The 18,890-nt window shown below is 62.9% G+C and carries 5 protein-coding genes; 3 read left to right on the forward strand and 2 right to left on the reverse strand.

Features of this window, described 5'->3' with window-relative positions; translation table 11 throughout:
- Window positions 1–7: 7 nt before the first annotated feature.
- Window positions 8–922, reverse strand: coding sequence for a glycosyltransferase family 2 protein (locus ABIA90_RS00985; RefSeq protein ID WP_085402769.1), 915 nt, complete (start codon window positions 920–922; stop codon window positions 8–10).
- Window positions 923–972: 50 nt separating this feature from the next.
- Window positions 973–1,902, reverse strand: coding sequence for a peptidylprolyl isomerase (locus ABIA90_RS00990; RefSeq protein WP_354116959.1), 930 nt, complete (start codon window positions 1,900–1,902; stop codon window positions 973–975).
- 547 nt (window positions 1,903–2,449) lie between these two features.
- On the opposite strand from ABIA90_RS00990, the gene ABIA90_RS00995 reads away from it, so the two are divergent.
- The 3 genes from ABIA90_RS00995 (at window position 2,450) to ABIA90_RS01005 (ending at window position 18,741) form a co-directional block, all read left to right on the forward strand.
- On the forward strand, window positions 2,450–3,952 hold the full coding sequence (locus ABIA90_RS00995; RefSeq protein ID WP_071915583.1) for a substrate-binding domain-containing protein: 1,503 nt from the start codon (window positions 2,450–2,452) through the stop codon (window positions 3,950–3,952).
- Window positions 3,953–4,179: 227 nt separating this feature from the next.
- Window positions 4,180–5,016, forward strand: a complete 837-nt coding sequence (locus tag ABIA90_RS01000) for a hypothetical protein (protein ID WP_354116960.1) — start codon at window positions 4,180–4,182, stop codon at window positions 5,014–5,016.
- A 297-nt stretch (window positions 5,017–5,313) separates the two neighbouring features.
- Window positions 5,314–18,741 carry a filamentous hemagglutinin family protein gene (locus tag ABIA90_RS01005; protein WP_354116961.1) on the forward strand — a complete coding sequence of 4,476 codons (13,428 nt, stop codon included), beginning with the start codon at window positions 5,314–5,316 and terminating at the stop codon, window positions 18,739–18,741.
- Window positions 18,742–18,890: the final 149 nt, after the last annotated feature.

Consider the following 18,890-nt stretch of genomic DNA (forward strand, 5'->3'; position numbering starts at 1 on the left):
ATGTTGATCAGAGCTCGATGACGAGGCCGGTCAGGCGTCGTAGCTCCGCGCGCATTTCCGCCGGATCTTTCAGATGAGAGATGGCGGCTTCCAGCTCTTCCACCTTTGCGCCGACAAGGAAGCGATACCAGAGACCCTGCAATCCGTGATAGACAAGGCCTTCCTTGCCGTCGAGAAAACCGAGCTGGAAAATCAGGCGAAACAGGAAATAGGCCGGTGCGCTGATTTGATAAGGGATACGGTTGTACAGCCGTTCCTTGATCCAGCGCTTGATGGCTGCCTGGCGCGAGCCTTCCTCCGATATCAGATCAACATCGCGCCCGAACAGACGATGACGTTCGTTGATCACGTCGATTGCCTCGCGTGTGGCGTATTTGTTATGCTTGTCGGTGAAGAACGTCAGATCGTTGAGATTGTGATCGGCGAACCCGCCATCGAATGTAACGGTCTGGCCGCCCCACAGAATCATGTGCTCATCCATCCAGCGGTCTTCGATGCGGCCGTGGCCGCGGCGCCAGATCCGCAAGAGGAGGAGCGGGTAGCGGCCACCATGGCGAATCCAGCGGCCAAGGAAGATGTGCTTGCGCTTGAGGTTGATCCCGACGACCTCGTTGCTCAGGCGCGGCAGTTCATCGCGAATTCTGGCGCCGAGATCGGCTTCGATGATTTCGTCGGCATCGAGCCGCATGATCCACGAGGCGGTGATCGGGGCATTCTCGAGCGCCCACTGAAACTGCTTCGCGTAGTTGACGAACCGGTTCTGCAATACGGTTGCGCCTTGAGCGCGCGCCAGCTCGACCGTTCGATCGCTTGAGAAGCTGTCGACAACAAAAACCTCGGTTGCAATCTTGGCAACCGAGGCGAGAGCCCGCAAGATGTGGCGCTCTTCGTTGTGCGTCAGGATGATGACGGCAAGGCCCATAGCTTACTCACTGCCGGGATATCGCGGGATTGGCAGGCAGGGCAGGGGCGCTACCTGACTTTGGCGCCTTCCTTGTCTGCCTTATGAATCTGGTCCATGCGCTCGATCTTCGCCTCGGCGCGCACCTTATCCACGAGCTCGATCTGCGCTGCAGAGGCGACCATCGCGGCCAGGCGATCACGGATCTTGTCGTAGTCGGCCGGTTTACGTGGACGCGTATCCTCAAGCTTGAGGATATGCCAGCCAACTGCAGTCTTGAACGGCTGCGACACCTCGCCCTTTTTCAGCTTGATCGCCACGTCGGCGTATTCCTTGCCCATTTCGCCGCGCTGCCGCCAATCGTAGTCGCCGCCCCTCGCTTTGGTGACGGGGTCCTCGGACACGTCGGCGACGACGACTGTGAAGTCCTCGCCCTTGTTGATCCTGTCCATCGCCGCCTTGGCCTTTTGTTCGGCCGCCTTGACCGCGGCATCGTCCGCGGGCGGAGCGATCATGAAGACAAGGTGGCGCAGATGCAGCTCGGGCTCGGTTGTCACCCCATTGAGCACGACCTCCTGATATGCCTTGCGCATTGCCTCCTCGCTCACCGCCTGCTGACCAACGACAGTCAGAAGATGATTGGTGAGGCCCTGATTGCGCGCGAAAGTGGCGCGGCGCTGAAGATCGGCCGGGTCTTCTATGTGTCGATCGGTCGCCACCTTCGCGAGCAGCACGGCGTCGGTCACCATCTTCAGAAGGGTTTCGCGCCTCTCGATGGGGTCCTGGACCAGTAGATTTCGGCCGATGACTTCGTCCGCCAACTCCAGATCGCTCTCATGGATCGGGTTCCCATTGACGAGGGCGACAACGGGATCGGCCGACGGCGATTGGCCAAATGCCGGTGCTCCGGCGCCGAGCATGACGGCCAGCCAGACGGTAGCTAAGCCGGCACGTGCCGTCATTGCACGGTAAGGCATGCGGAAACCGGGCAGAGCGTTCATTTCGTAGGTCCTTCTTGCTTGCTGGTCTTATCCGCGCAGCATTCACACGATGGCGAACGATATTGTTATGATACGAGGCATCATGTGCGGCGCGGACGGATTGCCGGGGTGCTTTTTAACGATGCGACATTAACGGTGATGTGATGTCGACAAGACAGGTCTGTGAAAGCGCGCCGGCATTTGCTCACAGCACGTCGTAAGGAGATGATCGTCGAAATAGGGCGGGTCGATTGCGCCGCGGATGTTCGCGCTTCAAGCTTCGGGATACGTGCGAGACGTCCGATCCGACGGTGTCCACATATTTTACGACGCGATTTGATGTGTGGATAACATTTGGCGAGAGCGAGAATTCCATGCTTCTGCTCGTGAAATCCTGAGCTTGTTGTCAGGTCGGCACGAAGATCGATCTCATTGTAGATGAGATGAGTATCATAATTCACAAAACAACAATCAAAGTCTCACATACCGCCGATAGCGTCCGCCTCGCTCCGGGGCCCGGCTGCTGATCGTAGCAGGCTTGGGGTATCCAAACAGGGAGACTGAGGTTATGCGAAACTTGAAGACTTTACTCTTGGGATCGGTTGCGTTCGCTGCGATGGGCGTTGCTTCCGAATCTGCTCAGGCGCAGTCGGTTGCGTTTGGCGCGGGCGCGACGTTCCCGCAGGTTGTCTATCGGCAGTTGATGGACTGCATCTACACCCAGGCGCAGGGCAGCCCCGGCAAGCCGGGTCCGATGGCCAAGGCTGCGAGCTGCGGTAGCTTCAACACCAGCGGCATCGGCGGCGCGATTCTCTATGCCGGTACCGGTTCGGGCAACGGCAAGACCGTGCTGCGCACCAACGACAAGACCCAGATCGGAACGCCTTCCTCTTCCGCTCCCGCCTACACCAGCAGCAACTTCGGCATCAACAACATCTCCGACTATGATGGCGTGCAGTTCATCGGCAGCGACGACGTCGTCAACGCCGCCGACATGACCGCCTGGAACACGGGCGGCGCCAGCAGCGCGCAGTCGAAGTTCGGCAATCTCATCCAGATTCCGGCGGTCATCGGCGCCGTTGCGTTTGGATTGAACGGCAAGGATGGTGCCGGCGCTACCCTGAACATTCTGCCGGCGACCCCGGCTGGCGGCAGCAGCGGCCTCAACCTGTCGCGTAACGCGTTCTGCGGCATCGCGTCGGGCCACATCACCAAGTGGAACAACGCGATCCTGACCACGCTCAACGGTGGCACGCTCGGCACCGGCAACATCACCTTCGTGCATCGTCAGGACGGCAGCGGCACCACCTTCCTGCTCTCCAACGCGCTGGTTGAGCAGTGCCGTTATGAGTTCGGACCGAACAGCGAAAGCGATGCGACCGTCGTGTCGTACGCTTTCCCCTGGACCGATCGTTCGCAGGCCTGCACCACTCCGCTGCTCGCGCGCGGTGCGAACCAGCTGAACTGGCCGGATCAGTTCCCGACCGACCAGTGCGGCAACGCCGTGACCAGCCCCGGCACCTTCGCCAACGCCTCGGGCAGCGGCGCCCTCGTCACCCTCGTCACCTCGACGAACGGTGCGATCGGCTACGCCTCCCAGGACTTCTGGCTGCCTGTCAAGGCCGGTGGCCTGAAGACCGCCAACCTCCAGTCGCAGTGGGACATCACCGGCGCGACCGGCAAGTTCCAGCCGCCGACCTTCCAGGGTGCGCAGAAGGCGATGGCGACCGCCATCCCGCAGTTCGACAGCGTCAGCCGTGCGAACCCGCTGACCTGGAGCTTGCAGGGTGTCAATCCGAATCCGGTGGTTTCCGGTTCGTATCCGATCTCCGGCTTCTCCTGGTTCGAAATCTACCAGTGCTATCAGACGCACGCGAACAGCAACAACGCGTTCATCTGGTTCAAGACCTTCCTCGACTACGTCTACGGCAGCGGCTCGAACGCCATCATGAACGACAACGGCTTCGCTCAGGTTCCGGCGGTGTGGCAGGGCGAAATCTACACGCTCCTCAACGACCCGACCAACGGTCTGAACGCCAGCGGCTGCACCGGCAAGGTCGGCGCTTACTGATCGCTATCAGGTCTCAGCCTGATCGACGATCGACAACACTTTGCACCCGGCTCGCGCCGGGTGCATTTTTTTGAAGCGCGCCCGGCTTTGATCCAACATCGTGCCGCCAGTAGATGTGATGGCGGCGGACGATAGGGCGCGCGCATTGATCTCCCCATGCCCTGCGATCTCGCGGACCGGTCTGGCGCATCGGTTCCCTGCTCGCAAATGTCACATGATTGATATTCATGACGGTTATCGCTCGGATCCGATCAGGGACGGTCAGTGCCATGTCGACGCGCCTATTCATTGCTTTGCTCGCTGGCGTCCTTGCCGGGGGAAGCGTCCAGGCGTTTGCCGTCAGCGCGCCCGGTTCGATGGATTCTCCCTCCACCGAGTCACGCGATGATCTGTTTGCCACGAAGCCGGCCGGCCCGGCCCCAGCTCCCGCCGTCGTGCCGGCACCCGCGACTGTCGAACGGCCGCCGGCGCCTGCACCGGCACAACGCGCGCTCAGCGACAACCCGCTGTGGGCTATCCCGCTCGGGCGTTTGACGGCCAGCCGTGAGCGGCCGTTGTTTGCGCCGACGCGACGGCCGCCGGCGCCTGCACCGGTTGCCGTGTCGGCGCCCGTCCAGGTAGCTCCGCCGCCGCCGGCCGAACCCGAGAGGCCGCAGCTCTCTCTGCTGGGCACCATCGTCGGCAGCGAAAAGATCGGCTTGTTCATTGATTCCGCCAGCAAGTCCGTGGTCCGGCTGAAAGCAGGCGAAAACCACAAAGGATGGACCCTTCGGGCGGTCGAGCGGCGCCAGGTGGAGTTCGCAAGAGGACTCGATATTACCGTGCTGGACATCCCGTCGCCCGACATGAAGGCCGGTGCGGTTCCGGGCGGGCCAGTGCTTGCGGGGCCGCCGCCCGTTCCGGTCGCCATGCCGGTCCCGCCTCCGCGAGGTGGGCCCACCCCGGCTTCCGACGTCCACCCTGGCGCCAGCAAGAACCTGACGATCAACAAGAGCGCGCAGCCGGCAAATTTCAAGCTGCCGCCGGGTCTGCTTAGCCCGTTTGCCAACCAGGGCCAGCGCTAGGGCCTCCCAATCTCCTCATGCTTTAGAACCATTCTGGCCGGGCCGCCGCAGCTCGCATCGACGCGATATCGCGTTGATAACAAACAATAACATAATTAATCGCACGCTTTCCTGCTGAAATTGAAGCGATTTTGCCGCGCCTCGGCCGGCGGAACGCGATGTCGCAGATGCACATAGTGCGTCAATGCTACAAATCTGACATATGAATGTTAGTAAACGAAAAGTAAATGCGGGGCGCGAATGCGCCTGCATCAGCGGCGTGCTCGACTGGAACTTGCAATCAGAAAGTGCCGCAGCGTGCCCCATCGCGATATCCTTGTTTCTCCCCCCGGGATGCGGCGTGCGTTTGAACGGACGCTGCTCTGCGGCGTCAGCCTGCTGGCGCTGTCGGTCGCGGGCGGCTTCGGCCATGCGCGCAGCCTCACGCCCGGCGCCAGCACGGTGGTGCCGACGGCGGCCGCGCAGCAGGCGGCGATTTTGGCCGCGCAGCAGGCTGCCGGCGCAGCGACCCAGGCCCAGACCTCGCTTGCCCGCGCGGCAGCAGCGCTTGCCGCCGCGCGCAAGCTCCAGTCGGATGCTGCCGCCGCCGCCCAGGCCGCTGCGTCGTCCGTCCCGAATGGATTGACCCCGGGCGGATTGATGCCGTTCGGCGGCACCGCGGGCGATCCATTGGCGGGCATCAAGGCCGATGCCTCCAAATGGCTCGGCGCGAATTTGCCGAAGCAGACGACGAGCGGCTCGAAGGTCTCGGTCGATATCCAGCAGACCCAGAAGAAGAGCATTCTTTACTGGGACACGTTCAACGTCGGTACCAACACCACGGTCAATTTCAGGCAGTCCGCGTCCGACTGGATCGCGCTGAACCGGGTGCAGGATCCCAGCGCCTCGCCGAGCCGCATTCTTGGCCAGATCAATGCCATCGGCGGCGTCTACCTGATCAACCGCAACGGCATCATCTTCGGCGCCGGCTCGCAGGTCAACGTTCACACGCTGATCGCCTCCAGCCTCGATGTCGGCAAGCTCGGCAGCGATCTGGCGACGCGCGACCAGTTTTTTCTCAACAACGGCATCGCCGATCTCAACTCGTTCTCGATCTATGACAAGGACGGCGGCGCGGCGACCAAGCTGATCGCCGGCGACATCAAGGTCGAGCGCGGCGCGTCCATCACCGGCAATATCCTCTCAGACCAGGTTTCGCTTGGCTCGCCCGGCTCGGTCTATCTGTTCGGCGCCAACGTCTACAATTCCGGCTCGATCACCACGCCCGGTGGGGAGGTCGCCATGGTGGCGGCGCGAACGATCGATGTCGTTCCGAACGGCTATTCGGCGCTGCCGGACAGTGTACTGGGCAAGGATGACAAGGGTAACACCATCAAATTCCGCGGCACCGAATTCAGGCTGTCGCAGTTTGCATCGTCGTACTACGACGTAGCGGGAGATCCATCGAAACCCTTTGGCTATCCAACTGGTGCTGCGGGCACTTATCTGGCTGGCACTGGTGCAGTCAAACATGACGGTGTGATCGACGCTTCTCGCGGCATCGTGGTGATGAATGGCGATACCGTTGCGATCGGAAATCCCACAGATGCGAGCGGTCACGCTCTGGCCGACAGCGCCGGAAAACTGATCCAGGGCGTGATCTCGGTCGATACAAGTATCGACCGCAACAGCTTCGTGCTTCTCCGCGCGGCGACCAGCGTCACCATGAACGGCGTGATCTCGAGCCTTCCGGTCGACGACGGCGCGGCGGGACTGGCGAGCACGCAGAGCTTCGCGCCGGCCTATATCGAGATGTCGGCGCAAACCAACGTCACGGTCGGATCGAACGGGCTGATCTCGGCGCCATCGGCGCAGGTCTCGCTCAACGCGAAGCTCTTTCCGACGGGCGACGTACCAAACCCTTTCCAGCAGGGCAGGGTCGGCACGAGCGGAGGCAACGAAGGCGGCGTCCTTTCCAACTCGAACGCTGCGCAGAGCGTCCTGCTTTCGCCGGGTGCAACGGTCGACGTCGCCGGGCTCCAGAACGTCGAGCTGCCGGCGAGCTACAACATCATCTCGTTCCAGCCGCGCGCCGAGTTCGCCGACATGCCCTTGCAGCGCAACGGCGCGCTGTACGGCCAGACGATGTATATCGACATCCGCAACACCGGCACCCGCAGCGATGGCACCACGTGGGTGGGAACGCCGCTCGCGGACGCCAGCGGCTATGTCGCCAAGGTCCCGCGCAGCATCTACCAGCTGATGACCGTCGGCGGCAGCGTGTCTCTCGCGACGGACCTCTCCACCAGCAACGGTGCTGCCAGCGTCAAGACCGACGGCTCGATCATGAATGTCGCGGGCGGCAGCGTGAAGTTCCTGCCCGGCATGGTGAACACGACGCGCCTGATCGGCAGCGACGGCCGCATCTACAGCATGACCAACGCCGACCCGAACATGACCTATCTCGGGATCGCGGGCCAGTTCATCGTCAAGCATGCGCGCTGGGGCGTCACGGAAACCTGGTCCACGCCAACCCAGATCTATTCGGCAGGCTTCACCGAGGGGCATGACGCCGGACGCGTAAGCGTCGTGACCGTCAATCCGGCGCTGCTCGGGACGATGTATTTCGGCTCGACAGCCGGCGAGCGGCAGATCAGCGGCGGGCAGTTGCCGTTGCAGGGCTCACTCGAGCTGACGACACCGTCGAGCGTGCAGATCGGCGCGACGGCATCGGCCAATTACACGACGCAAAGCACCTATACGACGAATCTGTCGGCCGACATCCTGTCGGGTTACGGCCTCAGCTCGCTGAAGGTGACGGCGAACGATTTCGTGTTGTCGGATGGCAGCATGCTCAATCTCGCGGCCGGCGGCAGCCTTTCCGTCACGGCGGGTGGTGCGATCGATATCGCTGGAACGGTTTCGGCGGCAGGGGGAAGCGTCAGCCTATCAACGGATCGTGTCTCGGTTGGAGGCAAATTCAGTTCTTTGTTCAAGGCCCCAACCGATCAATCGGGTCACGCGATCGCCGCGAACATTTTCGTCGAGGGCACGATCGATGTCAGCGGTCGATTTGTAAACGATATCGGAAGAGTGGCGGGAGTTGACGCGGCTGGTCCCGCCTTCACCAATGGCGGCACAGTTTCGATTACCACAACCAAGGACAGCACAGCTGTCGTAGATGGCTACCTGGACGCGACCGGAAGCATCTTGTTAGCAAACGGTAGCGTCCTTGATGTATCCAGTGGTGGTTACATCTCGCCGCAGGGCAAGGCCAAGACCGCAGCCAATGGCGTGATGGCTGGCAAGGCAGGCAGCATTTCGCTCGCCCTGTACTCGGGTGGACAGTGGGAGGATATCAATGGCCCACATCATCCAACGCCAAATCTAGCGAAGCCGGCTGTCATCGGGCTCGACGGCACCCTGCGTGGCTATGGCTTCGAGAGCAACGGGAGCCTGAGGGTTGCCGCGGTCGGCACCATCCGGATCGAGGATAGTCAGACGTCGTCGATCCGCATCGGCGGCAAAGCGAGCACGCTGCCTGTCTCGTTGCTGACGGGCGGCGGCTTCGGCTCCTACATCATCGAGACGGTGAGCGACGACTGGTCCGGCGCGGACGCCCAGATCATCGTCTCGGCCGGGACCAGCCTGACCCTTCAGCAGAAGAACCTGGCGAGTCTCGCCGACTACACAGCGACGCCGACCGGGACCAAGCTCGGCCAGCAGCCCGCGCCGCAACTGGCACTGCTTGCGGACGACCGGCGCAAGCCGGTCGATCTCACGCTCAGGGCCGACAAAATCAAGCTCGATACGGGTTCGAAGATCATCACCGATCCCAAGGCGAGCATCACGATGGCTGCGGTCACAAAAGATCGCAGCGGGTCGACATCTACCAGTCCAAAGCCAAGCACTCCGGATTGGAGCGTCCCAGCGCAGTCCGTCGAGCTGCGTGGCACGATCATCGACCATGGCGGCTCCGTCTTCATCAACTCGCTGGCGACGCATCTTTCGTCCGACGCGAAGATCGACCTGTCCGGGACATTCGTCGCCAATTCCCTGTTCGGGACGGTCAACGGTCCAAGGACGAGCGGTAGCTACATCGCTGGCGGTACGTGCGCGGTGGAAGGTGGAGCGATTACTACGGTCAACACCTACACAGACCCGACAGATACCAACAAGAACAAGTTCTATTTCGCTTATGGCGCTCCTGGCTCCGCCGGCACCCCGCAGCAAAGCTACCTCGTCGCCGATGCCGGCGCGGTGGTCGACGTCTCCGGCGCGGCCGGCAACATCCAGGTGGCAGGCGCGCGCGGCGCGACTACGTCGCAATGGTCCTGGAGCGACGCCGGCACGGTGAGCGCAGACGTCAGCGGATTTTCCTGGGGCGGCAGCTTCGCCGCGGCCGGTGGCCGTTATGTCGCCGGCGATGGCACGGTGCATGCTGACGCGCGCGCCAATGGCGGGACCATCCTGCTCGGAGGCGGCAACATATTCCTGCAGCAGGGCGCCGCCGGCGTCATTAGCGCGCCGACGACGCTCACCGTTTCGGCCGATCAGCTCGCGCCGTTTGACAACGTCTATCTCTACGCCGCCGCGGCGCAGGGCGGCGCCGCGCGCATCTTCACCGATGTGCCCGGCACCACCTACGGCGACAGCGATCCGTCATGGAAAGCGCTCACGATTTCCAGTTCGCTGAACTGGACCGTAACCAGCCGTCTGCACATTGCGGCAGGTGACATCAAGGCGCCGGGATCCGGCTCGATCGATGCACGCATTGCGGCGCCCTATGTCGTGCTCACCGGCTTCTCCAGTATTAAGCCGGTGGCCGGCACCAGCACGTTGACGGTGAATGCACAGACGATCGATCTGGAGAGTGGAAGACCGTCCAATTTCAAACCGGGTGACGCTCAGCCGGGCCTCGACTTCTCGGGCTTCGGCCAGATCAACCTGATTGCGAGCGGCGACCTCCGCCTCGGCACGCTCAAGGTTGTGAACGGTCTCAAGACCAATGGAAACGACACCAGCGCGACGGCGGAGCAGTCGAGTTTCACCGGCAAGCTGGTCTCGGCCGGCGATCTCCTGCTCTCCGCCCAGCGAATCTATCCGGTCTCCGCCGTTAACTTCACGATCGAGACGCCGGGGAACGTAAAGTTCGCCGCGCCCGCCAACAGCTACACCGGGATTCCGCTATCGGCCGGCGGCGGCATCACCGTGTATGCCGGGACCATCGAGCAAGCGGGCAATCTGTTCGCGCCGCTCGGCAAGATCGCGCTCGGCAATACCGACAGTGCAGTATCCAAGATCATCACGCAGTCGGTGGTGCTGGAGGCCGGGAGCCTCACCTCGGTGTCGCTGGCCGACACGACCGTTCCCTACGGTGCGACGTCCGACGGCACCAACTGGTACTACAACGCCAATCTCAATCCGCTGGCGCAACCGCCGTCGAAGGGTTTGATCCTGGCCGGATCGAACGTAACGCGCGCCGACGGTTCGACGATCGACCTGCGTGGCGGCGGCGATATCCAGGCCATGGAGTGGATTGCGGGCAAGGGCGGCTCGCGCGATAGCCTGACCACGACACCTTCCGGCCAGACCGTCTACGCGCTGTTGCCGTCGCAGACCGATCCGATCGCTGCGTATGACATCCATTTTGCGACCGCGCGCAGTGCCGATGCGGGCAAGACCGTCACCGCCGGCGACGCGATCCCGCTGGCCGGCACCCAGATCACGATCGACGGCGGCAACGGCATCCCGGCGGGGACCTATACGCTTTATCCGGCGCACTATGCGACGCTGCCGGGCGCTATGCGTGTCGTCGTCTATTCCAGCGACAACACCGGCAAGAACATTGCCACGGGAACCAAACTGCCTGATGGCACCGTTCTGGTGACCGGTCATTACACGCAGTCGACCGCGCCCGGAAAGCAGTCGTCCGGCCAGACGGTGTTCGCGGTGCAGACAAGCTCGGTCTGGCAGCAATACAGCGAGTACAGCTTCAACGGCGCCAACGCCTATTATGCCCAACTGGCGGCCAAGAACAATGTCACGGCGCCGCGGCTGCCGATGGATGCGGGCCGGCTGTCGATCTCCGCGCTCCAGTCGATCGTGATGAACGGCGTTGCGCGGACGCTGCCGGGACAAGACAAAAACGGCAACACCGGCCGCGGCAGCGAGCTGGACATAAGCGCGCCCAAGCTAGCGGTGGTCGGCCATGCCGGGTACGTCAACAACGACATTCCGGCCGGCTATGTCGGCCTTGACGTTGCCCAGCTCAACGACTTCGAGAGCATTCTGATCGGCGGCAGCCGCAGCGACTTCGCAACGGGCACGCTGATCACGCCGACGGCCAGCAATGTCGTCGTGGATACGCGCGGCGAGACGTTCAGCGCGCCGGAGATCCTGCTTGTCGCCCAGCAGGTCGGCCAATGGCAGGAAGTCACGCAATCGGTGACGGTCGGATCGCAGTCCGTCCTGCTGGATCTTCCGGTCTATGTCCCGGAGGCCGGTAGCGGCACGGTGACCATCAATACCGGCAGCATCATCAAAACTACGGGTGTCGTTCATGCCGGGCTCGGGCGCCATTACGTCGTTGCTGCGGACGGGCAGGCGCCTGTCACGGCCCAGAGCCTCGCCGCGGCTTTAGGCGGGACGCTCTCTGGAACGGAGATCGTGGGTGCCGATCTTGCAAAACTCCTCGATCCCACGAGCCCCGCGCGGCTGGCTCTCGGTTATTACGCGAACGGCGGTGCGCAACAGCCGGGGCGCGGCGCCTTGTTCGTGGCGAGCAACGACCCGACGCTGCAACTGACGGGGCCGACTGCGACCGGAGTTTCGGCGCCAGCACTCACGATCAAATTCAAGGATGTCGCGACCGCAACGGCCGTGCTGCCGGCCGGGCCGGTGACCGGAAGCCTGACATTGGCGGGCGGTGACACCAGCAACAGCGGGAAGGTGGCGATCGCCGACGGCGTCAAGATCTCGACCAACACGCTGACGCTGCAAGCCACCGCCTCCAACAACGCGATCGCCATCAATACAACGGACCTGCACGCCAATCTGGTCAACCTGATCGCGCCGACCATCGGCGTCGGAGCGGCCTCGGCGGTTGCCGGCAAGAGCCTGGTGCTGCCGGCCAACAGCACCCAGTTCGCCGACGTGCAGACACTGGCCCTGCGCGCGCTGTCTGGTCCGGTTACGGTGTATGGCGATTTCAATTCCGGTGCGCGCAGTCTGTCGTTGGACGCCACCGGCATCGCGCTCGGCAGCGAGGTGCTCAATCCCGGCACCAGCCTGAATCTGCGCGCCGGAACGGTGCTGGCGTTTTCCTCCTCGGCGACGGTCGAGTTCAGCGTCGGCGTCACCGTCACATCCGCCGCAGGCGTCGCCACGACCTACGCCGCCAACACCCAGATCGCGCTCGATCCCAACAGCAAGGTCAGTGTCGCATCCACCGGCACGATGACCGTGGCGGGTTCGGGTGGCGCCACCCTGACACGCGACGGTCTGATCTCGGCGAGCAACAACATCACGCTCAAGAACACCGGGGCCAGCCCGCCCGTCAGCGCTCCGGCGGCGAACGGCAACAGCCTCGAACTGGCTGCAAAGGAAATCGACCTGGGCAGCGGCCGGGTCAATGGGAATGTCGTCAACGGCGACTTCACCATTGCCGGTTTCTCCAAGGTCAAATGGTCGGCCGACGACAGCGTGGTCGTCAAAGGCCCCGGCACGATGACGCTCGGCGCGAACGGCGACAAGACCGACCTCACCGTCAGCACGCCGCGCATTCTGGTCTCCGGCGCAACCGCGGGAACTCCTCAGGGTTTTGTCCTGACGGCGTCGGGCGATATCTCCATCGTCGATCCGGTGACGCGCGGCTCGGCCGCAACTGCGCCTGCCGACAGCGACGAGACCGGCGGCATTCTCACGGTCACGGCGTCGAACATTGCCGTCGGCAGCACCATTCAGGCGCAGGCCGGCACGATTACGCTCGGTGCGATCGCGGGGAACGTTACCCTCAATCCCGGCGCGTATATCTCGGCGCGCGGCTACAAGAAGACGCTGATCGACGTCGACACCTATCTGTCAGGCGGCAAGGTCGTGCTGTATGCCGACATCGGGTCGAACGCCACGGGCGGAGGCCAGGTCATCACCGACGCCAGCAGCACCATCGACGTCGCGACGACGAGCGGTGGTCAAGGCTATGGCGGGACGATCGAGGTGGACGCGCTCCGCGGCGGCGCGATGCTCGCCGGCCGGCTGCTCGGCACCGGCGGTCCCGGCCTCGGCGGCCGGTTCAAGCTTGATACAGGCGGTGCGGCCGACCTGACGGCGCTTGCGGACATTCTGCTCGCCGGCGGCCTCACCGGCGCGATCGACATCCACACCCGCACCGGCAATCTCGAACTGGCGGCAGGGCACACGCTGAAGGCCAATAACATTACGCTTACGGCGGACGATCCGACCTGGATTCCCATCTTCCAGGAAAGGCAACTGGGTCAGGTCATCATCCGCGGCACGCTGGATGCCACCGGCTATGGCGGCAGCACGATCGACGGCACCGGGCAGGCCGGCGGAAAGGTCGCGCTCTACGGTGCCAATTCGGTGTTCCTGGCGAGCAGCGGCGTGATCGACGCCTCGACCACGCACGCCGACGAGCGTGGCGGCGACGTCACCATCGGAATCGGCTGGGACGCCAAGTCGAAAATCTGGCTGCAACAGGGTACGCAGATCAACGTCTCCGGCGGCACCAGGGGCGGCCTGAGCGGCGGCACCGTGACGTTCCGCGCCCCACTGGATGGCAACAACGACGTCAAGATTGCAGCGATCAGCAATGTCGCCAACCCGTCGGGCACGCACGGCACGAACTTCTACGCCGACGGCGACAAGACCTTCGACGCGCTTCCCGTGATCGATGCCACCAACAACGTCAACGACCGCTCAAAGGTCGGCATCGTCGGCGCGCGCTCGGTCGCCGTGAACGGCTTCATCGCGTTCGACACCACCGCCGGCCGCTACGGCATCGACGGGTCGAGCCTTGGCTGGTTCGGGACGATCGACCCGGCCGGCTGGTACAAGGGCGTGGACCAGAACGGAAATCTGATACCTGCCACGGACGGGACCTGGACCAACGTTACGGGATTTCAGCTTGATAAGACGATAAGCGGTGGAACGGGGCTTCCCAGCGTGCCGACGTCTGTCGCGGTCAAAAACAGCGCAGGAATCCAGATCGCGACTATCAATGTGTCCGGCGGGATAGATACTTTTCTGCCGAACACGACGACGCTGTCGCAATACTTCGGTCAGAGCGATATTCCCATCACATTCCCGCCGCCAGCTACGCCTGGAGGCAGGACTGCCCAGGGCCGCGTGTCGTTCAGTGCAAGCGGAGACGCTACGGTCACCATCACGGATGCTGGTACCGGTTACCTTACGCGAGTTACGAGCGTTCAAATCGGCAATGTCACGGACGTGCCGGCTGCGACCGGATTGTTCGGTCGTGTGCTGTCAACCGTCAAGATCGTTTCAGCATCCTTGTCGCTCGCGCCTGGTTCCACCGGTTATGACGGCACATCGCTATCCGTTTCCCTCGGCGTCAGCGGTAACAACGGCCAAGCGACGGCGACATTCACAAAAGTATCGAACATGTCGGGCTCGACCACCTTGGTCAACGGCAACCTGCAGTTCGTGCCAACCACAAACGACTACATTCCGCTGACGTCGAGCGGCGTTTACGCGGCGTTCGATCCGGCCAACCAAGGCAAGCCGGGCGTTGCCTCCTTTACCGGCGGCGCCGGCACGGGCAATGCCTTCTTCGGCGACACGGTCTCCCAGATCACCAAGGGAACGTGGAGCTATAACGGGCAGAGCTACGGCTTCACCAACCTGTTCACGCGCCTTGCTCCATTGGTCAACAGCCTCGGCGCGGACGTCGTGCACGTGCAGCCGGGCGTCGACCTGGTGAACTCCAAGGGCGACATCACCGTCAGCAGCAACTGGAATCTGGCGGCTGGTACGGTGGGCAACCTCGCAACCGACGGCGGCGTGACCTATTTCGATCCGGCATCGAGCTACGTGAACTTCACCTACCGTCTCGCGACACCCTGGGGCGGGCTCGACGCCGGCGTGCTGTCGCTGCGCGCTGCCGGAAACATCAACGTCAACGCCTCGATTTCCGACGGCTTCTTCCAGTTCGCGAACTATCTCGACAAGGGCTACACGGACAAGCTCGCGAACTATGCGACCAGCCGCTCGGTCGATCTCGGTTCGATCTATCTGAACGACTATACCACCGGCCAGCTGCCGATCGCGCCCTACAAGATCGGCGATAGCGGCAACGGCATCAGCCCGACTTCGCAGGATCTCGCGAGTGCCGATCTGTTCCCGCACACATTGCTCGTCTGCACCGTCGATTGCAGCCAGGCGAACATCAAGACGGCGACGGCGCCGTCGTCCTGGGCTTACATCCTGACCGCCGGTTCCGATGTCTCGAGCGCCAATCCGACCGGCAGGGTCCCCCTTGCGAACGGCAGGGGAGACGTCATCGTCGACAAGCACGGCAGCTATGGCCAGTTCCTGAAAGACGGCACCACCAAGGTCGATGTCAGCATTCCGACCATGATACGGACGGGCACTGGCAACATCACCATCTCGGCAGCCCAAGATGTGATCATGAGGGACGTCGCTGCGCCTGGCGTGATCTACGCGGCTGGCGTCAATACCGCGACCTATGCCAATCCCTACAGCTTGCAGGCCTCCGTCGTTGTCGTGACCAATCCGGACGGCTTCTTCGAGCCCCGCGTGCTGGGATATGGCAACGCGGCTTTCGCGGCCGGAGCCACTGAGCTCTATTATGGCCCGCCGACCGCTGCGGCATTCCCCGAAAAGGGCGGGGACGTCGTCATCGACGCGCAGCGCGATGTCGTGGGCGGCACCAAGGTGATCGCAACAAAGGATGCGAACGGCAACACGGTCTACAAGAAAGTGCCTCAGTACTATCAGCCTTGGCTGCTATCCAATTCCGGTGTGACGCCCAGCGCCGGTGCTTCGATCGTCGGAGCCGGTGTCTTCGCGCCGGTTGGAACGCAGATCGCCTCGCAAACCGCGTGGTGGATCCAGTATGGCAGCTTTCAGCAGGGCTTCCTGAGCGCAGGCGGAAATGTGAGCGTTCTTGCCGGCCGCAATATGCTCGATGTGTCGGTATCGGCTCCGACGACTGGGCGCGTCACCGGCGGCCTGTCGGCGAACAGCACGCCCGTGACCCATCTCTACGGCAGCGGCAATATGGTCGTGCGCGCCGGCGGCGACATCCGGGGCGGCTCGTTCTACGAGGGTTCCGGCCACGCCAGCATCGTCGCGGGCGGCGACATCGGCCAGAACGATTATGTCTACAGATACGCGAACAGCACGCTCAAGCTTCCGAACCTTCCGCTGCTTGCTGTCGATACCGGGCAGATCACGATGACGGCAAACGGCTCGATCGCGATGGCGGGTGTTGTCAACCCGGCTGCCTTGCACGCCCAGCAACCGAGCAAGGCGAATCCCCTGGAGCCGAAGCCCGACCCGACGATACCGCTGTATTTTGATGCCTACGGCTCCGCTAGCAAGGTTCGGTTGGTGGCGCAGTCGGGCGACGTGACGATCGCGATCGCGCCCACCGCGATCTCCATCAATCCCGCCAACAGCCTGAATGTTCAGGCGGCTCCGGCGACTTATCCTGCGAGCTTCGAGGCCATCGCGTTGCAGGGCAATCTGATAACGACCGGGATCAGCAACATCCTGAATCAGAATGCTTCGGGTGCTTCGGCTGCGGTTCCAGCGCCGGGCATCGTGCTCAGCCCATCCGAGCACGGCACTTTCAATTTGTTGGCGCAGGGCAGCATCGACCTCACGTTCGGTTACCCGCAGACATCGACGTCGCAATCGATCTCACGCCCGCTTATTTCCGCCGGGCCGTCTCTGATCGACGCTGCGTTCGATCCGTTCCGTCCCAATAGCGGCAATGACGAGTCGTCCAGCCGTGCGATCCTTGCGCATGAGAACGATGTAGCCGACGGTTTCGACACGACCGCCCGCATTTACGCCGCGACCGGCGATATCAAGGCAACGGGAAGCTACGGCAAGAGGACCACCAGTTCGACTGAAAATGTCTATCAGCGCATCGAGATCAATCGCCCGACCAGCATCTATGCGGGGCGCGACATCGTCGATCTCAACATCATCGTGCAGAACATCCATACCAGCGACGTCAGCACGATCGCAGCCGGCCGGAACATCACTTACACCGGCTTTAACAATGGCGGTGGCTTGCAGGTGGCCGGACCCGGCTTCCTCGTGGTTCAGGCCGGCGGCGATATTGGCCCATTCCTCCCGGCGGCGTTTGACAATGCGACCCAGGCTCCGGTTCAGGAGGGCATTTTGTCGGTGGGCAATTCCAGCCCGACGCCGGTCGGAAACATCTATATTTCGGAAAAAACGGGAGGCGGTTCGGTCGGCATCTACAACCAGTCGCTGCTCGGCCCGGAGAATAATCCGCGGCGCAATGCGACGCTGACGGACGCTGCCGGCACCAAGCAGGGCGCCGACATCATCACGATGTTCGGCACCAAGTTCGGTGTCGATTACGCCGCCGTGGTGAATTCCTATATCGATCCGGCGAATGCCGGCAGCGTCAAACATAACTACATGTCCGAGCTGCGCTCCTTCTTGAGCCGGATCGGTAAGCCGGCAGGCGACAGTGACACCGATGCCAGCGTGTTCGCGGCCTTCCATGCCTTGCCCGCTGACCTCCAGCACGTCTTTATCGACCAGGTATTCTTCGCCGAGCTCAAAGCGGTCGGCATCGGCCAGAAGGGCGGCACGTCGTCGGACACGCAGCGCGGCTACCGCATGATCGAGACGATGTTCCCGGCGAGACTGGGCTACACGGCAAACGTGCTCGGCAGCGGGAGCAACGGCGCCAGCCAGCTGGTCAAGACTGGCGACATGAACCTGCTGCATGCCACGGTCCAGACCCAGCTCGGCGGCGATATCTCGATGTTCGGCCCGGGCGGCAACATCATCGTCGGCTCGCTTGCGGCCGAACCCAACTCGGCGCTGAAGCTGCGGGATATCGGCATCCTCACCCTTGGTGGCGGCGCGATCAACACCTTCACAGACCAAAGTGTGCTGGTGAATTCGAGCCGCGTGCTCACGACCCAGGGTGGCGACATCCTGATGTGGAGCTCCAACGGCAATCTCGACGCCGGCCGCGGCTCCAAGACGACCTTGTCGGCACCGGCGCTGCAGGTGCTGTATGATCAGGATGATTACCAGTCGATCGATCTTGGCGGCTTCGTGACCGGCGCGGGCATCGGCACGCTGCAGGCGTCGTCGCAAGCAGCCGCGTCCCAGCTTTATCTTCTCGCACCGCGCGGCACGATCGATTTCGGCACCGCCGGCGTGCGCGCCTCGGGCAGCGCCGTCTTCGTCGCCCCCGTCATCGCCAACGCCAGCAATTTCCAGGTGCAGGGGAGCACGACCGGAATTCCGACCGTATCCGTTCCCAATATCGGCGCGCTCACGGCAGGCTCGAATACGGCCGGCGCGGCCGCCAAGTCGGCGGAAACGCCAACCGCAACCGGGGCCCGCAGACAGGGTTCGATCTTCATCGTCGAGGTGATCGGCTATGGCGGCGGCGACGGTCAGGATGACCAGGCGACTGACAAGAAGGAGTCCGATACGACGCCATCGGGGAACGACAAGCAGTGATGGTCTGCGCGTTCAACTCGAGATTGATCGGCTTGCGGGATCGCGGTCGACAGCTCCGTGTCGCCGTCATCCATCACGATTGAGCGAGACGCGGGAGAAGCTGAGCACACCCGCCATCGAATGAACGCTTTTCGTCCAGAAATCTGACT

Source organism: Bradyrhizobium sp. LA6.8, assembly GCF_040547935.1.
GTDB classification, from domain to species: Bacteria; Pseudomonadota; Alphaproteobacteria; order Rhizobiales; family Xanthobacteraceae; genus Bradyrhizobium; species Bradyrhizobium barranii.

Bases quoted from the DNA above. Each gene is read 5' to 3' on its own strand.
- ABIA90_RS00995 (WP_071915583.1), top strand. From the start codon at position 2,450: ATGCGAAACTTGAAGACTTTACTCTTGGGATCGGTTGCGTTCGCTGCG.
- ABIA90_RS01000 (WP_354116960.1), top strand. From the start codon at position 4,180: ATGACGGTTATCGCTCGGATCCGATCAGGGACGGTCAGTGCCATGTCG.
- ABIA90_RS00985 (WP_085402769.1), bottom strand. From the start codon at position 922: ATGGGCCTTGCCGTCATCATCCTGACGCACAACGAAGAGCGCCACATC.
- ABIA90_RS00990 (WP_354116959.1), bottom strand. From the start codon at position 1,902: ATGAACGCTCTGCCCGGTTTCCGCATGCCTTACCGTGCAATGACGGCA.